Raw genomic sequence first — 23,307 nt, forward strand, 5'->3', positions numbered from 1 at the left:
GACGTACCGCCGAACCACGCGACGACGTCAGGCGACGGCGACCAGGCCACCGCCCGCGTGTTGCGGGGGCTGCTCCAGCAGGGTGGTCAGCAGCCCCTCCCTGGTGGACCACGGGCAGATGTCCACGACGTCGTGACCGGTGGCCTCCATGAGCGCCCGCGCGGCGATCGCACCGGCCAGTGACTGGTGGGCGCGGTGCTCGGAGATGCCGGGCAGCCGTGCGCGCTCGGCCGCCGGCAGCTTGGCCAGCCGGGGAATCCACTTCTCCAGGTCGGCGGCGCGGAGCTGGCGCGCGACGAAGAGCCCGTCGCGTTGCGGGCGCGCGCCGGTCATGCGGGCCAGCTGCTGGAAGACCTTGGAGCAGCCGACGGCACGGCACCGGGCGCCGCCCGGAAGGCCGGCGGGGAGGTCGGCGTTGATCATCCGGACCAGGTCCGCCGTGGTGCGGCGCAGCCTCTTGCCGGTGAGCTTCTCCGACTCCCACTGCCTCGTCAGGGTTCTCGCTCCCAGTGGCAGCGAGTGTGCGGCCACGGGTTCCGTGCCCTCGCCGACGGCCATCTCCACGGTGCCGCCGCCGACGTCGAGCACGGTGAGCGGGCCGGCCGACCAGCCGTACCAGTTCCGCGCGGCGAGGTAGGACAGGCGGGCCTCCTGCACGCCGGACAACGTGCGCAGTTCCACGCCGGTCCGCGCCGCCACCAGGTCGACGACCTCCCCGGCGTTGGCGGCGTCCCTGATGACCGAGGTGGCGAACGGGACGACCGCCGACACACCGGCGCGGCGGACGGCCTGCTGTGCCTGCTCGACAGCGGCGGCGACGCGCGCCATGCCCGCCGCGCTGATCCGCCCGGACGAGTCGATGGCCTGGTCCAGCCGCAGCCTCACCTTGTGCGACAGCACCGGCCGCAGCAGCGACCCCTCGTGGCGGTCGACCACGACCAGGTGTGCGCTGAAGCAACCGACGTCGAGAACGCCGACCCGGCGGGGCTCCTCGGACACGCGCCATCACCTCGCACCTCGTCATCAGGGCCCACCAGATACCCGGGATCGGTGCGTACAAACAGAACTTCCCCTGCACAGGAGCGAAGCGGTTGGTCCCGATTCCGGCGGGAACTCGCCGACCATGGCTGCTCCGCTGGCAGGACACGCGACGAGGCTGGCCGAGGCGGCACGGAGAACCGGTGGCGAACACGGTCTGGTCGCCGTGCTGGACGTCCCCCGGCTGCTGCGCGATCCGGTGTGGCGGCGAGGAGACCCGGAGCTCGGCCGGGGAACGGGTGTGGTGCTCGTCCCCGGCTTCGGCGTCGGTGACGCCAGCCTCGCGCTGACGCGGATCTGGTTGCGGCGCCGGGATTTCCGTCCCGTCGGCGCCCGCATCGGCCTCAACGTGGGGTGCACCACCGAGCTGGTGCACAAGATCGAAGGGAGGCTCGAGCGGCACGTCCGCGAGACCGGCGGGCGTGTCGTGCTGATCGGCCACAGCCGCGGTGGCGGGCTCGCCCGCATCGCCGCGGTCCGCAGACCCGATCTGGTGCGCGGGCTCGTGATGCCGGCCAGCCCGGTGCTCGATCCTCTCGGCGGCAACCCCGGTGTGGCGCGTGCCGCTCGCAGGCTCGCCCGGTTCTCGGCAGCCGGACTGCCCGGCCTGCTCGACGAGGACTGCCTGTCCGGAACGTGTTACGACACCGACATGGAGGCCTTGAGGACTCCCCTGCCGTCCAACGTCCCCGCGCTCGCCGTGTACTCCCGCAACGACCGGATCACGTCGTGGCGCCTGTGCCTCGACCCCTGCGCCGACTGCGCCGAGGTGAGCAGTTCGCACACCGGCATGGCGCTCGACTCGGACGTCTACCGGCTGCTCGAAACCCGCCTCACGGCGTGGGCCGGCACCACGCCGTGAGGCGCCACTCAGCGCTTGCGGGCCACCACCCGGAAGGACTTCAGCTCGGAGTCGGCGGGGTCGGGTAGTTCCATGCCGGCGTCCAGGCCGCTGCGCACGTAGTCCACGACGGCCTGGTTGATCACCTCGCCGGGCAGCACGGCCGGCGCTCCCGGCGGGTAGGGGGTGACCATCTCGGCGCTGATCCGGCCGACCGCCTTCTCCGCCGGCACCTGCTCCACCTCGGCGAAGAAGGCGTCGCGGGGCAGCATCGCCGTCTCCAGCTGCAGCTCCTCCGGCGTGGGCAGGTCGACGGCCGGGGGCGCGGGCATGTCGTCGGCGGCCTTGACCAGCGCGCTCAGGGCGTCCAGGAGCACGGCCGCGGTCCGGTGGTCGTCCGCGTGGGTGAACTGGGCGACGATGCGGCGGTGGTCGGACAGGCCGACGGTGACGCGCTGGTGCTCGCGCAGCCAGTCGGCGGCCTGGTAGCCGCTGATGTTCAGCTCGGCCAGGTCGATGACCATCTTGAGGGGGTCCAGGGCGTGCGCCAGACCGGGGCCGGTGAACTCGTCCTCGCCCATGACGCGCAGACCGGGGAGCTCGTTGATCGAGGTGCGGGTGGAGTGCGCCAGCGCCAGGGCGGCGGTGAGCATCGCCTTCCCCTGCTGGACCATGTGGCGGCGCCAGCCGTCGAGCGTCGCGTACACCAGTGACGTGGGACTGGTCGTGCCCAGGAGGTCCTCGCGGTTCTTGAGCGCCGACGGGTCGACCAGGTCGCCCTGCAGGTGGAACACCGAGCTCTGCTCCACCGCGGCACCGGACTTGTGGACGCTGGTGACGACCACGTCGGCGCCCGCGTCCATGCCCCACTGCGGCAGGTCGGGGTGGAACGGCAGGTGCGCGCCCCACGCCTCGTCCACGATCAGCGGCTTGCCGAACTCGTGGCAGACGTCGGCGACGGCCTTGATGTCGCCGCACGTGCCGTAGTCGTTCGGCGTGACCAGCAGCATGCCCTTGGCCTCGGGTTCGGCCTCGAACAGCTTGCGCACCTCCTCGGCACCCGGCGGGTGGGACAGGTGCCGCTCGGCGTCCCAGTGCGGGGACAGCCACACCGGCGACACGCCGCTCAGGATCAGGCCCGCCACCACGGACTTGTGCACGTGCCTCGGAATGATGATCTTCTCGTGCGGCCCGGCGACCGACAGCATGGCGCTCTTGACCGACAGCGAGCTGCCGCAGGTGGAGAAGAACGCCTGGTCGGCGTCCACGGCGTCGGCCATCAGCTGCTGGGCCTGCTCGATGACGCCGTTGCGCATCAGCCGGTCGTCCAGGCCGTTGACGGAGATGACGTCCGAGGCGAACACCGCCTCACCGACGACCTCCAGCACGCGCGGGTCCACTCCCCGCCCCTGGCGGTGGCCGGGCGGGTTGAACGGGGTGAACCCCAGTTCCCGGAACGCCTGCAACGCTTCCAGAACAGGTGCTTTGCTGTGATCCATGCGAACGGAGTAACCGGAACACAGCCACTTGAACACTCCCGCGCCGATGATCGTGGCGATTGGACGAACGCCCGCGGGGTACACGACGGTCATGGCGACACATGACATGGATTCGGGCGACGACCTGGCGTCCTACGCGCCGCCGCACGACACGGGACCACCCGATGCCGTCGAGACCGACCCGGCGGCGCTCAACAGCGCGGAGGACCTCGACGAGGACCGGCTGCGGCTCGATCCGCTCGAGGCGGGCATGGACCCGCCGGAACGGTGGAGCGGCGTGGACAAGTACGGCATGACGCCGTACGAGGAGGCCCATCCCCGTCCGCTGGAGGACCGGCTCGCCGAGGAACAGCCCGACGTGCCGGTCGCCGAGTCCCCGCTGGACGAGGAGGTGCGGGCGGAGGCCGCCGGACGCGGACAGCTCGCCGACGAACCCGGCGGCTCGGTGGCCGGCGCGGCACGCACGCCCGAAGACCCGATCTGACCTGGACATCGGGCGGCGAGCACGGTCCCGTGTGGACGGAGCCGTGCTCGTCGCAGGTGTGCGAGTCCTGTGGTGACCCGGATCAGCTGTGAACGGGCTCGCGGGTGTGGCGGATGACCTGCACCGGCACCACGGGTCCCTCTTCCGGCGCCTCTTCCGGCAGAGGAGACAGCAGCAGCTCGGTGTCGGCCAGGAGTGCCTGTGCCGCGCGGAGGTCCCCGGCGATGCGGTCCCGCTGCCGGCGCAGCGCGTCGATCCGCGCCTGCACGCGCCGCTGTTCCTCGGCCAGGGCGCGCATCGCTTCCGCCCGGCGCTGCGCCATCGCCTGCTCGAAGTCCGCCTCGATCTGCTGACGCAGCCGCGCGGCCTGTTCGTCGAGCTCGCGCCGGCGGCGTTCGGCCTGCCGAGTCGTCTCCTCGATCTGGTGGTGCGCGCGGTCCATCAGCTCGCGGTGCTCGGTCTCCATCTCCGCGCGCCGCCGGTCGAGGTCGGCCACGAGCTGTCCGGCCCGATGCCGTAACCGGCCCGCTGCCCGCTCGGCGTCGGCCCAGTGCTGCTCGGCGGCGGCGCGGGCACGGGTGCTGATCTCGTCCGCTTCGGCGTGGGCGAGCTCGACCCGGCGACGCAGGCGATCGGTGAGCGCGGCCGGATCGATCGGGGTGCGGCAGATCCGGTCGACGCGGGCACGCAGCTCCGCGTTCCGCGTGCGGGCTTCTTCCAGTCGCCGGGCAAGGGACTCCGCGTGGGCGAGGGCGGCGTCGCGATCCGCGGCGAGCAGCCTCAGCTCCTCCTCGGTCCCCCGCACGTGGTCCTGGACCTGGTCGCGGTCGTAGCCGCGCCACCGCAGGTCGAAATCGGTGCGCAGCGGCAACAACTCCACTCTCGTCCTCCCTCCGGTCACCGGTGACGTCCGGTGTCACTTGCCGTTGACGGCGATGCGGCGCGACCGTGCGCCATGGCTTCACACCTCCTATGAGAGCCCGAACGATTTTCCGATCTTCTAGACGAACTCCCGCTCGCCGTTGTTCCCGGACATGAGCCGCTCGGACTCAGTCCTCCGGGTGATCCGCGCCACGGACGGGGGAACGGCCTGTGGACCGCGAACCTCGTGCCGTGCTGGTGCTGGTGGCCCACCCGCTGACCGCGGGTTCCCACATCGGTGTTTGGGCGCGCACGTCGTGGGCACAGGCGGGTATGGAGACACCGCGTGTTCACTGGGACCAATCGTTTCAGGCCCTCGCCAAGGGCTACGGCTGGATGCCGGATCTCCGGCGTCGCATGGGCAGCGATGTGGTGCACACACGGGTGATGGGGCAACGTGCGGTGGGGTTGTGCGGCCCGGAGTCCGCGCAGTTCTTCTACGACGAGAAGAACGTCCAGCGCCACACCGCGATCCCCGGTCCGGTCCTGAGCACCCTGTTCGGCCACGGTGCGGTGCACACGCTCGACGGTGACGCGCACCGGCGGCGCAAGGCCCTGTTCCTGTCGCTGGCCACGCCCGAGTCGACCGCCCTGCTGGTCCAGTCGGTGGCGGCGGCCTGGGAGGACACCGTCGTCGGGTGGACCGCGGGCCGCGAGGTCGTGCTGTTCGACGAGGCGAGCCGGGCGCTGGCGGCGGGCGTGCGCCGCTGGGCGGGCATTCCGCTGGACACCCACGAGGTCGGGGCACTGGCCGCGGACCTGGTGGCGATGGTCGACGGGTTCGCGACGGCAGGGCCCCGCCACTGGCGGGCCCGGCAGGCCCGCACGCGCCGCGAGGCGTGGCTGGGATCGCTGGTCCGGGACGTGCGCGAGGGCAGGACCGAAGCACCGGAGGGGTCCGCGCTCGACGTCGTCGCCCGGCACCGCGACGCGGACGGTGAACCGCTGGACCCGCACACGGCGGCGGTGGAGCTGCTCAACGTGATCCGGCCGACCGTCGCGGTGTGCTGGTTCGTCGCCTACGCCGGCCACGCGCTGCACAGGTGGCCGCAGCACCGCGAACCACTGCGCGCCGGTGGTGACTTCGCCGTCGCCTTCGCGCACGAGCTGCGCCGGTTCTACCCGTTCGCGCCGTTCCTCGGCGGCCGTGCCGTGCGGGACCTCGAGCTCGCGGGAGAACGCGTTCCGGCGGGATCGCTCGTGCTGCTCGACCTGTGGGGTCAGAACCACGACAGCCGCTGGTGGCCGGACCCGTACCGGTTCGACCCGCACCGGTTCCTGCACCGCGAGATCGACGCGTGGGAACTCGTGCCGCAGGGCGCGGGTGATCCCGGCACAGGGCACCGCTGCCCGGGCGAACCGTTCACCGTCGCGATCCTCGCCGAGCTGTGCACCCGCCTGGCACACCTCGGCTACGAGGTACCGGAGCAGGACCTGACCATCTCGCTGAGCCGGATCCCGGCGCGCCCCCGCAGCCGCCTGGTCCTGGTTCCCACGTCGTGACGAGTCCGGAGTGGACTGGTGCTCGGTCTTGGCAGGGCACCGTTTGCACCGGATTCGGCCGGGTAGCCGACCAGCGTGACCGATGAACTCCCTTTGACGGACTACGACCAGCTCCCGCTCGGCGACCTGAAGCACCGCATCCGGTCGCTGACCGAGGAGGAACTCCGCCGCGTGCGCGACCACGAACGCCAACACGGCGACCGCACCCCGGTCCTGCAGGTCATCGAGGCCCGGCTGGACGAGCTCGGCCGCGGCGCCGAACCGGCACCGGGCGACCAGCGCAACGCTCCCCGCGTCAGCGGTACCGCCGGCGAACCGCCCATCTCGCCGGCGCACTCACCCGACGGCACCACGCCGCTGCGGCACGGCGTCCACGAACAGACGCCGTCACGCGGGCGCAACTAGCGGCGTGGTCCGGCGGACGCCGGCCAGACCACCGAGAAGCCACCGACCGCGAACTGGAGCTGTGACCGCGCCGAGACGCCGTCACAGCTCCAGTTCGCCGCTCTTCATCCAGCGGGCCAGCAGGATGGACGCGTCGTCGCACAGGGCACCGTTCTGGTGCGCCAGCACGGCTTTGATCAGCCGCCGGGCCGTCTCCGGCGGCGGGTTCTGCGCCGCGGCCTCCCGTTCGAGGAAGTCCGTCAGCCTGGTCTCGCCGAAGAGTTCTCCGTTGGTGTCGCGTGCTTCGGTGATGCCGTCGGTGTGCAGGACCAGCCAGTCGCCGGGCTGCAGCGTCTCCTCGGCGATGGTGAGTTCACCGGTTCCCCGGCCGAAGGGCAGGCGCCGGCCGCCGGTGAGGCGTTTGACGACCTTGCCGGACCGCAGCAGCAGTGGTGGCGGGTGGCCGGCGTTGAGGTAGCGCAACCGCCCGCTGCCCAGGTCGAGCTCGGCCAGGACACCGGTGGCGAACGCGCCGTCGGGGAACTGGCCGCTGATCGTCTCGTCGATGGTGCGGGCCTGTTCGAACAGGCCGTGGCCCACGCGGCGGTTGCTGCGGCAGGCGGCCAGTGCCGCCGCGGCCACGAACCCGCTGCGCAGGGTGTGCCCGACGGCGTCGAAGATGGCCAGTGACGCCGTCTCCGGCGACAACGTGTAGTCGAAGGCGTCACCGCCGACCTCGTAGCAGGGTTCCAGCATGCCGGCGAGGGCGAAGCCGTCGGTGGCCGCGGTGAGCGGGGGCAGCAGCTGCCAGATCAGGTCCGCCGCCGGGGTCCTCTGCCGCTGGAGGCGGATCGCGTCCAGGCCGTCGCCGTAGCCGGTGCTGATGGTGACGAGGTGGCCGATCAGCGTCGACAGCCAGCGGCACCACAGGCGCAGTTCCGGGTCGTGCAGGTCCGCTGCTCCGGTGGGGGTCACACCCAGCACGCCGAGGCGTTCCACCCCGTCGAGCAGCGGCACCCACAGCTGCGGGTGGCCGCCGGAATCGCTGGTGAGCGTCTGCACCGTGCGGAACGCCCGTCCCGGCAGGCTCGTGTCCACTCCGAGAGGTGCGCGGTGGGGGTCTTCGGGGTCGTGCAGCGGGTGCAGGGTCTGCTGGTCGTAGTCGACGAGGTAGATCGCGATCCGCAGCCCCAGCGCCCTGCCCGCGCGCGCCGCGGCCGCGGGAAGGCGCTCCGGTGGCGCCTTGTGCATGCCGTCGAGCAGGCCGACCAGACCCGCCAGCGGTCCTGTCCGCGGGCTGCTGCCCCGGGCCGGGAAGGTGTAGGGCACCCGCTGCGGCCAGGTCAGTTCGTCGAGGCGCTCGTTGATCGCGTGCGCCAGCATGTCGCGTTGCAGCGCGGGCAACGGCATCAGGCCGTGCAGGTACGCCTCGACCTCCATCAGGCCTGCCGCTCCGCCGAGCGCGAAGTACCGCGTCCACAACTGCTCCGGTGTCAGCCCTGCCCTGCTGAAGGCGAGCGCCAGCGCACGGCGCTGCTCGTCCTGGTGTGACGCCTGCCGGTCGGAGGACATGGCGATCAGCGGTCCCGCCGGACGGTGGAGCGCAGGAGGCTGCCGGCCTGGTCGCGGACCTTCCTGTTCTCCTCGCGGGCGTTGCGCGCCAGCAAGGCGAAGGCGGTTCCCTCGTCGACGTGTTCACGCGCCATGACGATCCCCTTGGCGATGCTGATCATGTCGCGGCCGCGCAGCGCGTCCGCGAGTGCTTCACTGAGCTTCGTCGCGTTCTCGAACGTCCGCACGTTGGCCACCAGGATGGCCGACTGCGCGGCGAACATCGTGAGCAGGTACTCGTCCCGTTCCCCGAACGTGCCCGGCTCGCGGCCGTAGACCTTGATCGCGCCCAGCGCGTCGCCTCCCGCGACCAGCGGCGCGCTCAACGCCGACCGCATGACCGAGTCCCCGGCAGCGGCGGACCAGCGCGGCCACCGGTCGTCCTCGGCGATGTCGTCGACCCTCACCACGTGACGCTCTTCCCACGCCGTCAGGCACGGCCCCTCCCCCAGCTCGTACTGCAGCCCGTCGAGGTGTTCCACAAGTGGGTCGGTGGCCGCCGCGGTCGTCCTGCGGCCGTGCTCGTCGAGCAGTGACACGCCCGCGCCCACCGTGCCGGGAAGCGCTTCCCCCGCCAGGGACGTCACCAGGTGCAGTGCGGTGGCGACGGTCTCCCGCGACAGCAGCAGACCCGACATCCGCGCGGACACGGCCGCCAGTTCGTCGGCCAGCGGCAGGTCGTGGTTCATGGGCATCGCACCTTCGGCACTGACTGGTCGCCTCTCCGGTGAAGGACGTGCACCGACGCCCCCGGCTTCCCTGCCCCCACGGCTCCAAACCGGCAAGCGGCGCATCGATGCGACAGCAGATGCCGAACGCGCTAGGCTCGTGAGATCTGTGGTCCTTCGTGCGCCGAGTCGCGGCGCACGCCTCGGATGCGATTTGCGGTGGACGAGCACGCCTGACGTCGTCGCACGAGTTGTCCGGTTCAGCCATGTGCCGGTGGGAGCAGTCCCGCCGTGTGTCTCGTCTGGGGTCCTCGTCAGTAGGCGGGGAAATGACCATGGAGACGTCGAACCACGTTGACCGGCCGCTGCCGGTCGTGCTCGATGAGGTGACGACCGCGCTGGAGCGCCTTTCGGAAGCGCTCAGCCGCGAGGACGACCTGAGGGTGCTGATGCACCAGGTCTGCGAGCAGGTCGTGCACGCGGTTCCCGGTCTGGACGAGGCGACCGTGACACTGCTGGACGGCGGCAGGCCGTTCACGGCCGCGAGCACCAGCGGCCTCGTGGCCCGGCTGGACGGTGTCCAGTACGCCGCGGGCGCGGGCCCGTGCCTGGACGCCGCCGCGACGAACCGGGCGGTGCGGGCGACGATCCACGAGGCACAGGACCGCTGGCCCGCCTTCGGTGCCGAGTCCCGCGCGGCCGGGATGGGCAGCTTCCTGTCCACACCTCTGACCGTGGACAACGAGAACTCCGGCGCCATCAACGGCTACTCCCGGCAGGGCCACGGCTTCCACGAGCTGGACGCTCCGCTGCTGTCCCTCTACACCACCGCCGTCGAGACGGCCCTGCGCAGTCACAGCATGTACCTGCGGGCGTTCAAGCTCGCCGAGCAACTGCGCTCCGCACTGCGGTCCCGCGCCGTGATCGACCAGGCCAAAGGTGTTCTCATGGCCGTGCACGCGATCACCGCGGACGAGGCCTTCCAGCTGCTGGTCGAACGGTCACAGCACGAGAACGTCAAGTTGCACGTGCTGGCCGAACGGTTCATCGCGGACCTGATCACCCAGCGCGCCACGGCGGAGGCTGGTCCCGGGGAGGAGGTGTGACGGGCATGCGGATCGCACTGGTGACCAGTCACATCGGCAGGACCTCCCGCGGAACCGTGGTCACCGGGCTCGCACGCGCGTTGGTCCGCAGTGGGCACGACGCCGTCGTCTACACCCGCAGGAACGCGACGCACCTCGCAGAGCGGGAACTCACCCCGGACGGCTACGAGCTGGTGCGCGTGACTCTCGGACCGGCTCGTGCGATGTCCGAGGACGCCGCGTGGTCGTACACCAACGAGCTGGCCCGGTTCCTGAACAGCGAGTGGGAAGCCAGACCCCCCGACATCGTCCACACGCACGGCACGATGGCGGGCCTCGCCGCCTTGCTGGCCGCACGTGAGTACAAGATCCCCGTGGTGCACACCCACGACGAGCCGGACCCCGAGCGGGAGCGGGTCGAGCGGCTGGTCTCCCGGCACGCCGCGCACGTCGTGGCGACCAGCAACGACCAGGTGACCGACCTCTGTCGGATGGGCACGCCCCGTTCCCGGATCACGGTGGTGCCCGCCGGCGTGGACGTCGACGACCAGGAGACGGCCGCTGTGCCCGAGCGCCGTTCCGGCCGGGTGAGTGTGCTCGGCATCGGCGAACTGCAGCCCGGCCACGGGTTCGACACCGTCGTCGCCGCGATGGCCGACGTGCGCGACGCAAGGCTCGTCATCGCCGCACCGGTCGAGACGCTCGACCGCAAGACCAGCCAGGAGGCGAGGCGCCTGCGGGAGTTCGCGGTGCGGAACGGCGTCGGGGACCGGGTGTCGGTGGTCGCGACCGCCACGCCGTCCGACGTGACCGGGCTGCTGCGCTCGGCCGACCTCGTGGTGACCACACCGCGGCAGGACCCGTCCGGGGTCTTCGCGCTGGAGGCGATGGGGCACGGCCTGGCTGTCGTCGCGTCGGCGGTGGGAGCATTGGCCGACGCGGTCGTCGACGGGGTCACCGGGCGGCTCGTGCCGCCGGGCGACGTGCCCGCTCTCGCGGTCAGCCTGCGCGAGCTGGTCGCGGAACCGGCCAAACGGGAGGCCTTCGGCACCGCGGGCGCCGATCGCATCCGAGCGAGGTACGGGTGGGACCGCGTCGTCACCGACACGGTTCGCGTCTACCAGCGCGCGCAGCTCGTTCACGCGTGACGCGCAACCACCATCGGGCGTACGCCGGTTCTCCGCTCGCGAAACGGGTAAGCGGTGACATGTATGCGGATGACCTGGTACGCCCGTGGTGGGACGCGCTTCGCGTCGAGGACGAACTGTTCGACGTCCACACCCATGTGGGAGCACACGACCCGAGCGGCTTCTCGGCCACGTTCGACCAGCTGACCGCGGCACTGTCCGCGGTGGACGCGGGAGCCGCTGTGTTCCCGATGACGGAACCGGACGGCTATCGAGCCGCGAACGACGCCGTGCTGGACGCCTGTTCCGGGCGGCTGGTCGCGTTCTGCCGGGTCAGGCCGGACGACGACGCCGCCGCCGAGACCCGCCGGTGCGTCGAGGCGGGCGCGGCGGGGATCAAGCTGCACCCGGCCAGCGACGGGTTCGCGCTCGGCGACGACCGGCTCACCGGCGTGTTCGGACTGGCGGACGAGCTCCACCTGCCGGTCGTGGTGCACGCGGGCGCGGGGGTGGACGCGTTCGGCGACACGCTGCTCAACGTCCTCATCCGGTTCCCCGGCGCGCGGATCATCCTCGCGCACGCCGGTCTCACCGACCTCTCGTGGCTGTCCGGGCGTCCCGTGCACAACCTGTTCTTCGACACCTCCTGGTGGAGTCCGACCGACCTCCTCACGCTGCTCGGGACGATGCCTCCAGGCCAGGTCCTGTTCGGCAGCGACGTGCCGTACTCCACGCCGACCTGGGGAGCGCACGCCACCGCCCGTTGCGCGCAGTTCCTGGGCCTGAACTCCGCCCAGATCGCGAGCGTGATGGGCGGGCAGGCGGGCAGGCTCGTCGCCCGCGCCGAACCGGCGGACCTGGGCCCGGCTCCGGGCCGCGTGCCGGCGCTCGACCCGTTGCTGGAACGCCTCTACGTCTACCTCGCCGCCGGCGTCGAGGCCACCAAACGCGGCGAGACACCGGGCCAGATGCTCGACCTCGCCAGGCTGTGCTGCCGAGTCCGGCCGGATCACCCGCACCACGCCGTCTTCGACTCCGTGCGCGAGCTGCTCGACCGCTACGAGAAACACGCCCCACAGCTCGACACCGGCAACGAGTACGCCGCCGGCTGGGACCTGATCGCCACTGCCGCGCTGATCGCCCGCACCCCCGGCCCGCCGCTGCCTGCGACCTGATGGTCGTTCACCGGGATGGGCGGTGCGCGGCGGGGTATCCGCAGCCATGAACGTTCATGAGGTGTTGCGGAAGGTGGAGGACCTGCGGGCCGCTGACCGGCCGGCGGCTTCGGTCGCGGCGGCCGCCCGGCGGCTGCTGCGGCCACCGGGTCTCCGTCAGGTGTTGCGCGGGTCCTGGCTCGGCCATCCGCTGCATCCCCTGGTGATCACCGTGCCCATCGGGGCCTGGGCGTGCGCGTCGGTGCTGGACTTCCGGGCGGGCAACGAGGAGGCGGCGCGTCGTCTCACCGGCATCGGACTGGCGGCGGCACCACCGGCCGTCCTGCTGGGGCTTGCGGACTACGACCGGCTGAACCGGCGGCAGCAGCGGGTCGGCGTGGTGCACGCGATCGCCAACACCGCCGCGCTGGCCTGCTTCGCCGCGTCCTACGCCGCGCGACGGCAGGACGCCCACGCCAAGGGGAAGCTGCTGAGCCTGCTGGGCATGTCGGTGCTGGGGATCGGTGGCGCGCTCGGCGGGCACCTCGCCTACGCCCAGGGTGCCGGCGTGTTCCGCTGGCAGCGCCCGGCGGAGGACGGCAACGTGTACCCGTTCGAGACGCGGCGAGCTCCACGCCACGTCCGCTGAGCCGTCCTCCCGCCTGGGCGCTGGTCAGCCGTCGTCGTCGCCGTAGCGGCCGCCGCCGTCCAGACCGGCGCCCGGGCCGCTGGGATCGCTCGGCGCCCGCTTCGACGCCTCCTCCTCGGTGGGCGTCAACGGCGCACCGCTGTTCTCCTCCGCGGCGCCGCGTTCGACGTCGTCATGTTCTGGTCCGGTCACAACGCACTCCTCTCATCGGTGATCCCTCACATCGGCAGCGCGAAGGTGTCCCCGCGCGCCACCACCTGGACCTCGAGCCCCGCCCGGCGCCGCGAGATCTCGGTGGTGAAGTCGGACAGCGGTGATTTCATGACCCCGTACTCCTCGTAGTGCACAGGCACGGTGGTGCGCGGGGCGAGCAGTTCGACGAGGTCGGCGCCCTGCCTGCCGTCCATGGTCAGCAGCACGCCGAGCACCTTGGTGCCGCCGAGGTGCACGACGGCGAGGTCGATGCCGTCGAACCGCTCGCGGATCTGGCGCAGCGCCGGGTGCACCAGGGTGTCGCCGCTCAGGTAGATCCGGAACGGCAGGACGCCCGCCGCCTTCCGGTACTCGAGCATGGTGCCCATCACGGGAGGCAGCAGGCGTCCCAGCGGTCCCAGCGCGTGCCTGCCCGGCAGCGAGGTGAGCGTCAGCTTCGCCGAGCCGCGCGACAGCGTGGTGGTCTCCCAGGTGCGCAACGGCGCCGCCTCGCGGAAACCGCGGCGGGACAGGCGTTTCGCCGCGTGCGGGGTGGTGAGCACGGGCAGGTCGCGCGCGAGCTCCCTGCTCGCCACCCGGTCGAAGTGGTCGCCGTGCAGGTGGGAGAGCACCACGGCGTCCAGCTCCGGCAGATCGGCGATCTCGATCGCCGGGTCGGTGAGCCGGCGCGACACCACGCCCTGACCGATGTGCGTCCACTGTCCTTTGTGGAGGAAATTGGGATCGGTCAGCAGCGTGAACGGCCCGAGCCGGAGCACCGTGGTGGCGTTGCCGACGAAGTGCAGCGAGCCCGTCATGCCGCACCCCTCCGGGAGGACGCGGTGGTCATCCCTGGTCCGGGTCGTCGGCGACCGAGTAGTCCGAGATGCCGACGTTGCCCGTCGGATTCGGTTCGGGATGGGCGGAGCCGGACCCGCTCCGCCCTGGGACCGTGTCGGCCTCGTCCGTCCCCGCCTCCTCCAGTGAGGTGCGGCTCGCTTCGTCGTAGTCCTGCTGCGGGTTCTGCCGTTCGGTGTCCATGCCGGTCGGCTACCCCGGCAACGCCCGGGTGAACGTCCGCCTGGGATCAGAGGCGGAACACCGAACGGAGGCAGTCGTCCTCCTTCTTCTTGAACAGCTCGTAGCCCCGCGCGCCCTCGCTCAGCGGCATGACGTGGGTCGCCAGGTGACTGGTCGTGAGCTCGCCGGACGCGATGCGGTCCAGCAGCATCGGGATGTAGCGCTGCCCGTGCTGCTGCGCACCGCGGACGGTCAGGCCCTTGTTCATCAAGGCGCCCAGCGGGAACTTGTCCACGACACCGGTGAAGACGCCCAGGACGAACACCGACCCGCCCTTGCGGCAGTTGTAGATCGCCTCGCGCACCGCGATCGGGCGGTCCATCTCCAGCTTCAGCTTGCTCTTCACCTGGTCGTACACGTACTGCGGGCCGGTGGAGTGCGCCTCACAGCCGACCGCCTCGATGCAGACGTCCGGGCCACGGCCACCCGTCGCCTCCAGCAGCGCGTCGCCGACCGACGTCTCGGCGTAGTTGATCGTCTCCACGCCGAACGCCAGTTCCGCCTGCCGCAGCCGGTAGTCGAAGCGGTCGATGACCAGCACCCGTTCGGCACCGAGCAACTGGGCCGCGCGGGCGGCCATCTGCCCCACCGCGCCGGAACCCCACACGGCCACGACGTCACCCTGTTTCACGCCACCGAGGTCCGCGCCCATCCAGCCGGTGGGTGCCGAGTCCGAGGCGAACAGGGCGCTCATGTCGTCCACGGCCTCGGGAATCGGGATCGCGGTGTGGTCGGCGAACGGCACGCGCACGTACTCCGCGTGGCTGCCGCGGAAGCCGCCCATGGCGTGCGAGTAGCCGAAGATGCCGCCGGGATCGGCTCCCCACAGGTGCTGCGTGATCGCCGGGTTGGTGTTCGTGTTGTCGCACAACGAGTACAGCTCGTTGCGGCAGTACCAGCAGCGGCCGCAGACGATGAACGAGCACACCACCACGCGATCGCCCGGCCGGTGCTTGGTGACACCGGACCCGACCTCGACGACCTCGCCCATGAACTCGTGGCCGATCACGTCACCGGCCTGCATGAACGGGATGTGGCCGGTCAGCAGGTGCAGGTCCGAGCCGCACACCGTGCTCAGCCGCACCTTGAGGATCATGTCCTGGTCGTTCAAGAGCTGGGGATCGGGCACGTCCTGCACCCGGACGTCGTTGATCCCCTCCCAGCACAGCGCTTTCACAGCCGACCACCGCCGCCGGCCCGGTTCGTCACCAGTTGCAGCGCCTTGCCCATCGGCCCCGGATGCGTGGGAGCCGTGTCCGGCCGGACCACCTCACCGGCCTCCAGCACCGACTTCGCCCGGCGCAACGCGAGCCTGAGCTCGTGGGCCGGCACTTCCCCGGTGGACTTCACCCTGATCTCGGTGCCCTTGTCCCCCGTCGCCGGGCGGACGCTGATCTCGACCTGGTCGTGCCACCGCGCGAGGTCGTCCGGCATCGAGGACTGGACCTCCTCCGGTGCGCGGTTCACGGTCACGGCCAGCCAGCGCTCGGAGGTGTCGTCGTGTGACGCACGGCGCCGTCGCCTGGCCACGGCGACCGCTGTCGCGACGCCCGTGGCCAGAAGCGCTTTTCCTGCTGTGTTCATGTTCTCGGCCTCTTCTCGAAGACGAATGCCGGAAATGTTCATGGTGGTTCAACGCGATTCGCTCGGGTACCACCTCCCTACCGACAACCACTGGAGGTACCGATGGCAACCGGTGAGACCGGCTTCGACGACGTCACCTACGACCTGATCTCCGTGCAATACCACGCTCTCAAGGCGGGCCACGACTACGGCCAGTACGTCCGTGACGCGGACAACGCGGGCCGTCAGGACATCGCCGACTTCTTCCGCAGCGTGATGGAGGAGGACTCGGCACGCGCCCAGAAGTGCCACCAGTTCATCAAGGAACTGTCGGGATCGGGCGAGTCGGGCCCCGCGGTCAGCTGACCGGGCCACCGAGGTCGAGCCGCCGCATCCGTTGCCGGGCAACGGGTTCGGCGGCTCTGTCGTTCAGCGTCGTGGTCGTTCGGCGTCGTTCACCGGACGGGCCCGGGGTGAGCCGCTCCCCTGAACGGCTCACCCCGGTCGCCGGATCAGTGGCCGGACGCCTCGCCGGACACCCGCTGCCCTGACTCGCGGGCGTGGCCTCCCACGTCCTGAGCCGCTTCCTTCGCTTCTCCCGCGGTGGTCTGCGCGGCGTTCGAAGCGACCTGCTTCACCTCGCCCGCCGCGTCGCCCACCGAGCTCTTCACGTCTTCCTTGAGGTGCTGCGCCGACTCCGCCAGAGCTTCCTTGGCCGGTTCGACCGCGTCACCGAAGGTGTCGGAGAGCTGTTGCACCGCCTGCCTTTCGGCATCGGTCCGGGGCAGCACGGCCGCGAGCAGCAGGCCGCTGCCGAACGCGATGAGCCCCGCGGCGAGCGGGCTTCCCTGCGTCTGCCGCGCGACCTGTCGCGGCGCGTCCTGCACCGCGCGCACGGCCTGGTCCGCCCGTTCGGAGACGGCGTTACCCGTGTCCTGTCCCTGTTCTCGCACGGTCGACGCGGCATCCGCGGCGGTGCCCATCACTTTCTCCTTCATCGAGACCAGCCCCTGCCGCACACCGCGGACACGTCGCTGGGCGATGCTCCGCGGACTCGCGTGATCGACGAGCCGGTTGGCGTCGTACCGCAACTCCGCGCGGGTCATCTCGATGTCACGCCTTATTTGGTCGGGTGTTTCGCCCATTCCGCGTCCTCCTTCAGCGTTTCGACGGTGCGTTCGGGTTTCGGGTTGACGGCCCGCAGCCGGGTGCGGCCGGTGGTGTACAGCACGAGGCCGATGACGCCCCAGACCGCCCCGACGATCAGCGCGGCCCAGCCGAGCGGCATGACCGCACCGAGTGCGAACACCAGCGCGAGGCTGATCAGCACGGTGGTCATGTAGCCGGCGAAGCCCGCGCCCGCGAGCATTCCGGTCGCCTTGCCCGCCTTGACGGCCTCCTGCCGCAGCTCGGCCTTGGCGAGCTCGAGCTCCTGCCTCATCAGCTTCGACAGGTCACCGGTGAGCTCGCTGACGAGATCTCCCAGCGACTCCCCGGTACCGTCCACTCGCGACGACGGCATGTCAGGGCTCGACATGGGTCACCCCCGCCGGAGGCACGGCGGGTGCCGCGCCCGGCGTCAGCGGCGCGCCGAAGTCCGTTGGCGCGCCTGCCCTTTCCGGGACGACCGGCACGTCGGTCCGTTCCGACGTCACCGGCACGACTCCGCCCTGCTGTGCGTGCTGTCCCTGCTGTTCGCCACCACCGCCGGTCGCGCTCTTCGCGACGCGTCCGACCAGGAAGCCCGCCACGGCGGCACCCAGCAGGAACGTGCCGGGCTTGCGCCGGGCGTAGTCCCGTGCCGAGTCGAGCAGCCCCTGGGCACCTCGTTCGTCGAGGAACCTCGCGGCCTGCCTGCTCGTGTCGGCGGCGCTCTGAATCGCTCCGGCCGACATCGAGTCGGACGGCGCGTTGCCGGCCATCTGGCCCAGCTCGTCGGCGATGCGACCGAGCTGCTTCGACACCCGCTGCGCCTGGTCCTCCGCTTCTGCCGCAACACGTTCCCGCACGTCCCTCACGACGTGGCGGGCCTGGGCCGCGGTCTCCTGGGTCACTTGCGAGGCCTGCTCCCGGACGGTGCTTCCCACCTGTCCGACTGCCTCTTTGGCGTGCTGTGCGACCTCGATGCCCTCGTCCCGGGCCGCCGTGCGCACTCCGCCCATCTGGTTCTCGGTCACGGCTGACTCCTCAGCTCATCGTCGTGTCCTGGCCTACGAGCTACCCTCCGAATCGGCCCGCAAACGAGACCGGCGGCGAAACTGTCCTTCTTTCCACGCTCACGACTTCCGTGCTTCCACCGAAGCGGCCCGGCCGGTGTAGAAGCCGATCGCGACGAGCACCGCCCCGGACACGAGGAAGGCGATGTCGTAGACCAGCTGGTCAGGTCCGTGCCGCACGTGGTGCACACCGAGGACCTGGTGGTCGATGACGCCCTCGACGAGGTTGAACACACCCCATCCGGCGAGGATCCCGCCCAGCAGCACGGCGTTCGGCAACGGCGGCCGCCGGTTGAGCATGGCGATGCCGGCCAGCACCAGCAGCAGGCAGAACAGGTGGAACAGCCCGTCGCCGAGCATCATCAGATGGACGTCGTCCACCGGGTACCACCCGGACAGCATGTGGTGCCAGCCGAGCAGCTGGTGGATCACGATGCCGTCGACGAAGCCCCCGATGCCCAGTCCCAGCACCAGTGCCGCGCGATCCACCCGCATCATCCGGTCACCGTCCGCACGAGCAGGAAGAGGTTCAGCGCTGAGATCACCAGGGCCGCCACCGCACCCGCCACCGTGACACCTCTCCTGTTGGCCGCCGCGCCCATCACGTCGGCGCGCCGGGCCAGCAGGACCAGGGGGACCAACGCGAACGGGATGCCGAAGGACAGCACGACCTGGCTCAGCACCAGCGCCTTCGTCGGGTCGACCCCGAGCGACAGCACGACCAGTGCCGGTGCCATGGTCACCGCCCGGCGCAGCCACAGCGGGATCCGCCTGCGCAGGAACCCCTCCATGACCACCTGGCCCGAGTAGGTGCCGACGCTGGACGCGGCGAGCCCGGAAGCCAGCAGTGCCAGCGCGAACGCCAGTGCCGCCCCCGGTCCGAGCAGCTGCCCGAGCCCGGAGTGCATGTCCTCCAGCGACTCGCGCGGCGCACCGGCCTCGTGGAAGGCGCCGGCCGCCACGACGAGCATGCTCACGTTGACCATCCCGGCGATGCCCAGCGCCACCACGATGTCGGTGCGGCTGGCGCGCAACGCGCCGCGCCGGCCGCCCGGTGTGGTGCTGTGGTGGCGCTGGGTGAGCGCCGAGTGCAGGTAGATCACGTGCGGCATGACCGTGGCGCCGAGCATGCCGGTCGCGAGCAGCACGCTGTCCACTCCGGCGAACCCCGGCACCAGACCGGCTGCGGCGCCGGTCAGCGGTCCGAGCTGCAGCGTCTGGTAGAGGAAGCCGCCGAGCACGATCGCGAGCATGCCGATGATCACCGACTCGAACCGCCGCCTGCGCAGCGGCGCCAGGGCGAGGATGCCGAACGACACCACCGCGGTGATCAGTGCCGCCGGCAGCAGCGGCACGCCGAACAACAGGTTCAGCGCCACCGCCGCTCCGACGAACTCCGCGAGGTCCGTGGCCATCGCCACGAGCTCCGCCTGCACCCACAACAGCTTCGTCACGGGCCGCGGGTAGTGCTCGCGGCAGAGCTCCGGCAGGTTGCGGCCGGTCACGATGCCGAGCTTCGCCGACTGGTACTGGACGAACATCGCCAGCAGGCTCGCGCTGACGATCACCCACAACAACAGGTATCCGTGCGTCGCGCCGCCCGCCATGTTCGTCGCGAAGTTGCCGGGGTCGACGTAGGCGACCGCGACGACGAAGGCGGGTCCCATGACGACGGCGGCCGATCGGACGCGAGCTGGCACCGTGATGCCGACCATCGCGAGGTCCTCCTCAGGTGAGCTTGCGGATGGCCTTCTCGATCAGCCCGAGGTTCGCCGGGCTGGTGGCGTAGAGCAGCGGGTCGGGCTTCGGCGCGGAAGCGTGACCGCCCAGCGGCTCCGGGTCCATCACGTAGGAGAACTCGTGCACGCCGTCCGGCGCGGTCCCGGACGCCCAGCCGCCCTCGGCGCCCAGCGCCCCGTCGGAGTTGTGCCAGATCGTCCCGGCGTGCTCGGCGTGCTCCTCATCGAACAACACGCTCGGCGCGATGGGGCCTTCGAGCCCGTCCTCCTGCAGCTCCTCGATCGCGGCGAGCCACATGTTCTGGTGGGCGGTGTCGCGGGCGAGGTTGAACCTCAGCATGTCGCGGACACCGTTGTCGTCGGTCATGTTGTAGAGGCGGGCCGTCTGCAGCCTGCCCTGCGCCTCCGCCGCGACGTTGGCGCGGAAGTCGGCCATGAGGTTGCCGCTCGCGACGATGAACCGGCCGTTCCACGGCACGCCGTTGCTGTCCGACAGCGTGGGCCCGCCACCGCTCACGATGGCCTGCTGCGGGTCCATGCCGCCGATCACCGCTGCGATCACCGGGTCGTCCGCCACCGCCTGTGCGGTCACCTCGGACGGTGCGCCTTCCAGCAGCCGTGCGACCATCGTCGCGAGCATCTCGACGTGGCCGATCTCCTCGGTGGCCACGTCCATGATCAGGTCCTTGTACTTGCCCTCCATCCGGCAGTTCCAGCCCTGGAACAGGTACTGCATGGTCACGGTCATCTCGCCGTACGCGCCGCCGATCAGCTCCTGGAGCTTGCGGGCGTAGTGCGCGTCCGGGCGGTCGGGCTTCGCCTCGAACTGCAACCTGCTGGTGTGCAGGAACATCTCGCCTCCCGTGGGGTGTGTCTCCACGGCGAAAGCTAGGCAGCCGCTGTGACTCGCACGGCTCCGCGCCACCACCCGCGCGACACCGCCGCGTCACCGCCGCTGGTAGGGGCGGACCGAAATCTCGTGGCGGTGTGTGAGGCGGCAACTACCGGGCACCCGGCGACTCCTGACCGAGAGAGGAGCGGGCCCGCACGATGACCGGATCCATCCCTGCGCCGGAGCCCCGGCTGCACCTCCAGCTGCTCGACGGTTTCCGGCTGGGCTTCGGCCGGACACCGATCCACGTGGTGCCCGGTGCGCAGAGACTCCTCGCGCTCCTGGCACTCCACCCGAGCCCCGTGCCGCGCCCCGTCGCCGCGGCACTGCTCTGGCCGGAGGCCACCTCGCGCCGCGCGGCCGCGTGCCTGCGCTCGTCGTTGTGGCGGTTGAGCAAACCGGCTCCGCTGGTCGCGTTCGTCGAGGACGCGCTGACGCTGGACGTGGAGGTCGACATCGACTTCCGCCGCGCCTGCGCCCTCACCGCCGAACCGGGCGCGGACTCCGACGCGGTGGCTCTGCTCAAGGCCGACCTGCTGCCGGGCTGGGACCAGCCGTGGGTGCAGGCCGAGCGGGACTGGTGGCGGCAAGCACGGCTGCGCGCACTGGAAGTGCTGAGCGAGCGGCTCCGGTCACGCGGCGACCACCACCACGCGCACCAGGCCGCACTGGCGGCCGTTCAGACCGACCCGCTGCGGGAAAGCGCTCACCGCACACTCGTCCAACTGCACTTGGCCGACGGCAACCCCGCACAGGCGTTGCGCCAGTACCAGATCTACCGAGCCCTGCTCCGCTCGGAACTCGGCCTCGAACCGTCCCCGTACATCCACGACCTCATGCGGCCGCTACTGAGGAGCGCGCGCCGGTAGTCACTGATCGGTGAGGGACGGGAGGAGCTTGGCGGTGATCTCGCGGAGGCGGGCGACGTCATCGGCGGTCAGGTGGTCGAAGACGAGGCGGCGGACCTCGGCGACGTGACCGGGTGCGGCGGAGCGCAGGAAGTTCCAGCCGTCGTCGGTGAGCCGTGCGACCTGGCCGCGCTTGTCGGTCGGGCAGGCGGACCGCTCGACCCAGCCGCGTTCCTCCAGCACGGTCACCGCGTGCGAGAGCCGGGTCGTGGTCGTGCCCGCCCTGCGTGCGAGCTGTGTCATGCGCATGCTGCCGTCGCGCTCGGCGCTGAGCATGGTCAGGACGCGGTAGTGGGCGTGCGGCAGGCCCGCGTCGTCACGAAGCTGCCGGTCCAGCGCGGTCGGCAGCAGCATCAGCACCTGCGTGAGGTTCAGCCAGGCGTCCATCTCGGCGCTGGTGAGCCATCGTGGTTCGGCTGCGGGTCGTGCGTCGGTCACCACGTCATCCTGCCTGCTGCGGCCGCACCGGGAGCAGCAGTTCGCCGACGGGCAGGCGCACCCGTACGGCGGTCTCCCTCTGTGCGAACGGTTCGGTGAGCCGTTCAGGCTCGTCGCGCAGCCCGATGGCGACGACGACCAGCGGCGTCACGCCGGCCGCCGCGAGCACGGCGGTGAGGCGGTCGCGGTCGAATCCGCCCATCTGGTGCACCGCCAGTCCTTCGGCCTGGGCCTGCACCGACAGGTGCGCCACGGCCTGGCCCGCGTCGTAGACCGCCCACGGCTGCGCGGCGCCGTCGGCACCGGTGGTCCGCGCCGCCACGACGACCAGTGCCGACGCGGCCCACGCCCACACCTGGTCGCCCGCGGCCAGGGTGCCGAGCACCGCCGCGTGCTCGGCGGTGCCGCGCCTGGTCACGGCGAAGCGCCACGGCTGCGTGTTGGACGCGCTCGGCGCCCAGCGGGCGGCTTCCAGCAACGCGGCGAGCTGCTCGCCGGTGACCTCGTGGTCCGGGTCGAACGCCCGGGAGCTCCACCGCGCCGCCAGCAACGGGTGCAGCGGCACCACCGTCGACGCCGTCTTGTCGAGCGTGGTCATGTCATTCCTTCCCGGCGGCGGTCAGCCAGCCAGCGGCAGGTCGATGGTGTGGTGGGTGTGGGCGACCTTGGCCGACAGGTAGGCGGCGTTCGCGGCGGTCAGGTGCACGCCGGTCGGGACGTGGCCGGCCACCCGCACGCCGAGCGCGTCGAGCTGCAGCGCCTTGTCGGGGTTGTTGCTCAGCAACCGGATCCGGTCGACACCCAGCGCGTGCAGCATCTGCGCCGCCGCCGAGTAGTCGCGCTCGTCCTCGCCGCGCCCGAGCGCCAGGTTCGCCTCGTAGGTGTCGAGCCCGGCGTCCTGCAGGGCGTACGCGTCGAGCTTGGCGTACAGCCCGATGCCGCGACCTTCCTGCCGCAGGTACAGGAGGAGGCCGCCCTCGCCCGCGATCCGTTCCACCGCCTCGCGGAGCTGAGGGCCGCAGTCACAGCGCTGGGACCCGAACACGTCGCCGGTGAGGCACTCGCTGTGCGGCCGCACCAGCGGCGCGTCGCCTCCGGCCACCGCCGTCCGCCAGTCGCCGAGTCCCAGTGCGAGATGCTCGAGGCCGTCGGCGAGACCGGTGAAGGTGAAGACCTCCGCGGTGGTGGCGTACCCGTCCGGGAACTCCAGCGGCACCGTGACCTGCGTGCGCACCGTCGCCTTCAGCTCCGTGCTCGTCATCCGGGCCTCCGCGTCGTTGAAGTTTCATATCAGTCTGCGATTTCACTATTGAAA

At 71.2% G+C, this 23,307-nt stretch carries 29 protein-coding genes; 10 read left to right on the top strand and 19 right to left on the bottom strand.

Annotated features, from left to right (window positions below):
- Window positions 1–27: 27 nt before the first annotated feature.
- A complete protein-coding gene (locus LX88_RS23840) occupies window positions 28–999 on the bottom strand; it encodes a Ppx/GppA phosphatase family protein (protein WP_258950028.1) in 972 nt (323 codons plus the stop codon).
- Between the two features lie 124 nt (window positions 1,000–1,123).
- Here LX88_RS23840 and LX88_RS23845 point away from each other — a divergent pair, with 124 nt between their 5' ends.
- Window positions 1,124–1,900 (top strand): alpha/beta hydrolase, encoded by a 777-nt coding sequence (locus LX88_RS23845; protein ID WP_258950029.1) that lies wholly within the window; start codon window positions 1,124–1,126, stop codon window positions 1,898–1,900.
- 8 nt (window positions 1,901–1,908) lie between these two features.
- Here LX88_RS23845 and LX88_RS23850 read toward each other — a convergent pair whose 3' ends face one another.
- Window positions 1,909–3,378, bottom strand: a complete 1,470-nt coding sequence (locus tag LX88_RS23850) for an aminotransferase class I/II-fold pyridoxal phosphate-dependent enzyme (RefSeq protein WP_258950030.1) — start codon at window positions 3,376–3,378, stop codon at window positions 1,909–1,911.
- Window positions 3,379–3,469: 91 nt separating this feature from the next.
- Between LX88_RS23850 and LX88_RS23855 the strand changes: the two genes are divergently transcribed.
- Window positions 3,470–3,862, top strand: a complete 393-nt coding sequence (locus LX88_RS23855) for a hypothetical protein (protein ID WP_372511402.1) — start codon at window positions 3,470–3,472, stop codon at window positions 3,860–3,862.
- 82 nt (window positions 3,863–3,944) lie between these two features.
- Here LX88_RS23855 and LX88_RS23860 read toward each other — a convergent pair whose 3' ends face one another.
- Window positions 3,945–4,742, bottom strand: coding sequence for a coiled-coil domain-containing protein (locus LX88_RS23860; protein WP_258950031.1), 798 nt, complete (start codon window positions 4,740–4,742; stop codon window positions 3,945–3,947).
- Window positions 4,743–4,954: 212 nt separating this feature from the next.
- On the opposite strand from LX88_RS23860, the gene LX88_RS43840 reads away from it, so the two are divergent.
- Together LX88_RS43840 and LX88_RS23870 are read left to right on the top strand one after the other, a co-directional pair.
- Window positions 4,955–6,286, top strand: a complete 1,332-nt coding sequence (locus LX88_RS43840) for a cytochrome P450 (protein WP_308203456.1) — start codon at window positions 4,955–4,957, stop codon at window positions 6,284–6,286.
- 75 nt (window positions 6,287–6,361) lie between these two features.
- A complete protein-coding gene (locus LX88_RS23870; protein ID WP_258950032.1) occupies window positions 6,362–6,691 on the top strand; it encodes a DUF8129 domain-containing protein in 330 nt (109 codons plus the stop codon).
- Between the two features lie 81 nt (window positions 6,692–6,772).
- Here the strand turns inward: LX88_RS23870 and LX88_RS23875 are convergent, their stop codons facing one another.
- Complete coding sequence (locus LX88_RS23875; RefSeq protein WP_258950033.1) at window positions 6,773–8,242, bottom strand: PP2C family protein-serine/threonine phosphatase; 1,470 nt, start codon at window positions 8,240–8,242, stop codon at window positions 6,773–6,775.
- Between the two features lie 5 nt (window positions 8,243–8,247).
- A complete protein-coding gene (locus LX88_RS23880; RefSeq protein WP_258950034.1) occupies window positions 8,248–8,970 on the bottom strand; it encodes a GAF and ANTAR domain-containing protein in 723 nt (240 codons plus the stop codon).
- Between the two features lie 314 nt (window positions 8,971–9,284).
- On the opposite strand from LX88_RS23880, the gene LX88_RS23885 reads away from it, so the two are divergent.
- From LX88_RS23885 to LX88_RS23900, 4 genes are all read left to right on the top strand, one after another.
- A complete protein-coding gene (locus LX88_RS23885) occupies window positions 9,285–10,055 on the top strand; it encodes a GAF and ANTAR domain-containing protein (protein ID WP_258950035.1) in 771 nt (256 codons plus the stop codon).
- Between the two features lie 5 nt (window positions 10,056–10,060).
- A complete protein-coding gene (locus tag LX88_RS23890; protein WP_258950036.1) occupies window positions 10,061–11,182 on the top strand; it encodes a glycosyltransferase in 1,122 nt (373 codons plus the stop codon).
- 59 nt (window positions 11,183–11,241) lie between these two features.
- Complete coding sequence (locus LX88_RS23895) at window positions 11,242–12,336, top strand: amidohydrolase family protein (protein WP_258950037.1); 1,095 nt, start codon at window positions 11,242–11,244, stop codon at window positions 12,334–12,336.
- 61 nt (window positions 12,337–12,397) lie between these two features.
- Entirely contained in the window at window positions 12,398–12,964 is a 567-nt protein-coding gene (locus LX88_RS23900; protein WP_258950038.1) for a DUF2231 domain-containing protein, read from the top strand.
- Window positions 12,965–12,988: 24 nt separating this feature from the next.
- Here LX88_RS23900 and LX88_RS23905 read toward each other — a convergent pair whose 3' ends face one another.
- The 5 genes from LX88_RS23905 to LX88_RS23925 are packed head-to-tail and all read right to left on the bottom strand — an operon-like array spanning window position 12,989 to window position 15,820.
- A complete protein-coding gene (locus tag LX88_RS23905; RefSeq protein ID WP_258950039.1) occupies window positions 12,989–13,156 on the bottom strand; it encodes a hypothetical protein in 168 nt (55 codons plus the stop codon).
- 26 nt (window positions 13,157–13,182) lie between these two features.
- Window positions 13,183–13,974, bottom strand: a complete 792-nt coding sequence (locus tag LX88_RS23910) for an MBL fold metallo-hydrolase (RefSeq protein WP_258950040.1) — start codon at window positions 13,972–13,974, stop codon at window positions 13,183–13,185.
- A gap of 28 nt (window positions 13,975–14,002) precedes the next feature.
- A complete protein-coding gene (locus LX88_RS23915) occupies window positions 14,003–14,197 on the bottom strand; it encodes a hypothetical protein (protein WP_258950041.1) in 195 nt (64 codons plus the stop codon).
- 46 nt (window positions 14,198–14,243) lie between these two features.
- The gene (locus LX88_RS23920; RefSeq protein WP_258950042.1) at window positions 14,244–15,413 is read right to left on the bottom strand and encodes a zinc-dependent alcohol dehydrogenase; all 1,170 of its coding nucleotides are present in this window, start codon (window positions 15,411–15,413) and stop codon (window positions 14,244–14,246) included.
- Window positions 15,410–15,820, bottom strand: coding sequence for a hypothetical protein (locus LX88_RS23925; RefSeq protein WP_258950043.1), 411 nt, complete (start codon window positions 15,818–15,820; stop codon window positions 15,410–15,412). Before LX88_RS23925 ends, LX88_RS23920 begins: the two co-directional genes overlap by 4 nt.
- A gap of 102 nt (window positions 15,821–15,922) precedes the next feature.
- Here LX88_RS23925 and LX88_RS23930 point away from each other — a divergent pair, with 102 nt between their 5' ends.
- Window positions 15,923–16,165, top strand: coding sequence for an acyl carrier protein (locus tag LX88_RS23930; protein WP_258950044.1), 243 nt, complete (start codon window positions 15,923–15,925; stop codon window positions 16,163–16,165).
- Between the two features lie 146 nt (window positions 16,166–16,311).
- On the opposite strand, the gene LX88_RS23935 is transcribed toward LX88_RS23930, so the two are convergent.
- From LX88_RS23935 to LX88_RS23960, 6 genes are all read right to left on the bottom strand, one after another.
- Window positions 16,312–16,905: a hypothetical protein gene (locus LX88_RS23935; protein WP_258950045.1), complete on the bottom strand. Its 594-nt coding sequence runs from the start codon at window positions 16,903–16,905 to the stop codon at window positions 16,312–16,314.
- 14 nt (window positions 16,906–16,919) lie between these two features.
- Entirely contained in the window at window positions 16,920–17,336 is a 417-nt protein-coding gene (locus tag LX88_RS23940) for a phage holin family protein (RefSeq protein WP_258950046.1), read from the bottom strand.
- Window positions 17,323–17,976, bottom strand: a complete 654-nt coding sequence (locus LX88_RS23945) for a hypothetical protein (RefSeq protein WP_258950047.1) — start codon at window positions 17,974–17,976, stop codon at window positions 17,323–17,325. The genes LX88_RS23940 and LX88_RS23945 overlap by 14 nt, the downstream gene beginning before the upstream one ends.
- 99 nt (window positions 17,977–18,075) lie before the next feature.
- On the bottom strand, window positions 18,076–18,513 hold the full coding sequence (locus LX88_RS23950) for a DUF2243 domain-containing protein (protein ID WP_258950048.1): 438 nt from the start codon (window positions 18,511–18,513) through the stop codon (window positions 18,076–18,078).
- The gene (locus tag LX88_RS23955; RefSeq protein ID WP_258950049.1) at window positions 18,510–19,730 is read right to left on the bottom strand and encodes an Nramp family divalent metal transporter; all 1,221 of its coding nucleotides are present in this window, start codon (window positions 19,728–19,730) and stop codon (window positions 18,510–18,512) included. The genes LX88_RS23950 and LX88_RS23955 overlap by 4 nt, the downstream gene beginning before the upstream one ends.
- A gap of 13 nt (window positions 19,731–19,743) precedes the next feature.
- Complete coding sequence (locus LX88_RS23960; RefSeq protein ID WP_258950050.1) at window positions 19,744–20,607, bottom strand: manganese catalase; 864 nt, start codon at window positions 20,605–20,607, stop codon at window positions 19,744–19,746.
- Window positions 20,608–20,804: 197 nt separating this feature from the next.
- On the opposite strand from LX88_RS23960, the gene LX88_RS23965 reads away from it, so the two are divergent.
- Entirely contained in the window at window positions 20,805–21,515 is a 711-nt protein-coding gene (locus tag LX88_RS23965) for an AfsR/SARP family transcriptional regulator (protein WP_258950051.1), read from the top strand.
- Here the strand turns inward: LX88_RS23965 and LX88_RS23970 are convergent, their stop codons facing one another.
- The 3 genes from LX88_RS23970 to LX88_RS23980 are packed head-to-tail and all read right to left on the bottom strand — an operon-like array spanning window position 21,516 to window position 23,253.
- Entirely contained in the window at window positions 21,516–21,992 is a 477-nt protein-coding gene (locus tag LX88_RS23970; protein ID WP_258950052.1) for a MarR family winged helix-turn-helix transcriptional regulator, read from the bottom strand.
- A 4-nt stretch (window positions 21,993–21,996) separates the two neighbouring features.
- Complete coding sequence (locus tag LX88_RS23975; protein WP_258950053.1) at window positions 21,997–22,590, bottom strand: nitroreductase family protein; 594 nt, start codon at window positions 22,588–22,590, stop codon at window positions 21,997–21,999.
- Window positions 22,591–22,611: 21 nt separating this feature from the next.
- Window positions 22,612–23,253 (bottom strand): GTP cyclohydrolase II, encoded by a 642-nt coding sequence (locus LX88_RS23980; protein WP_258950054.1) that lies wholly within the window; start codon window positions 23,251–23,253, stop codon window positions 22,612–22,614.
- Window positions 23,254–23,307 lie beyond the last annotated feature (54 nt).

It is taken from the genome of Lentzea californiensis, assembly GCF_024648825.1.
Classification (GTDB): Bacteria; Actinomycetota; Actinomycetes; order Mycobacteriales; family Pseudonocardiaceae; genus Lentzea; species Lentzea californiensis.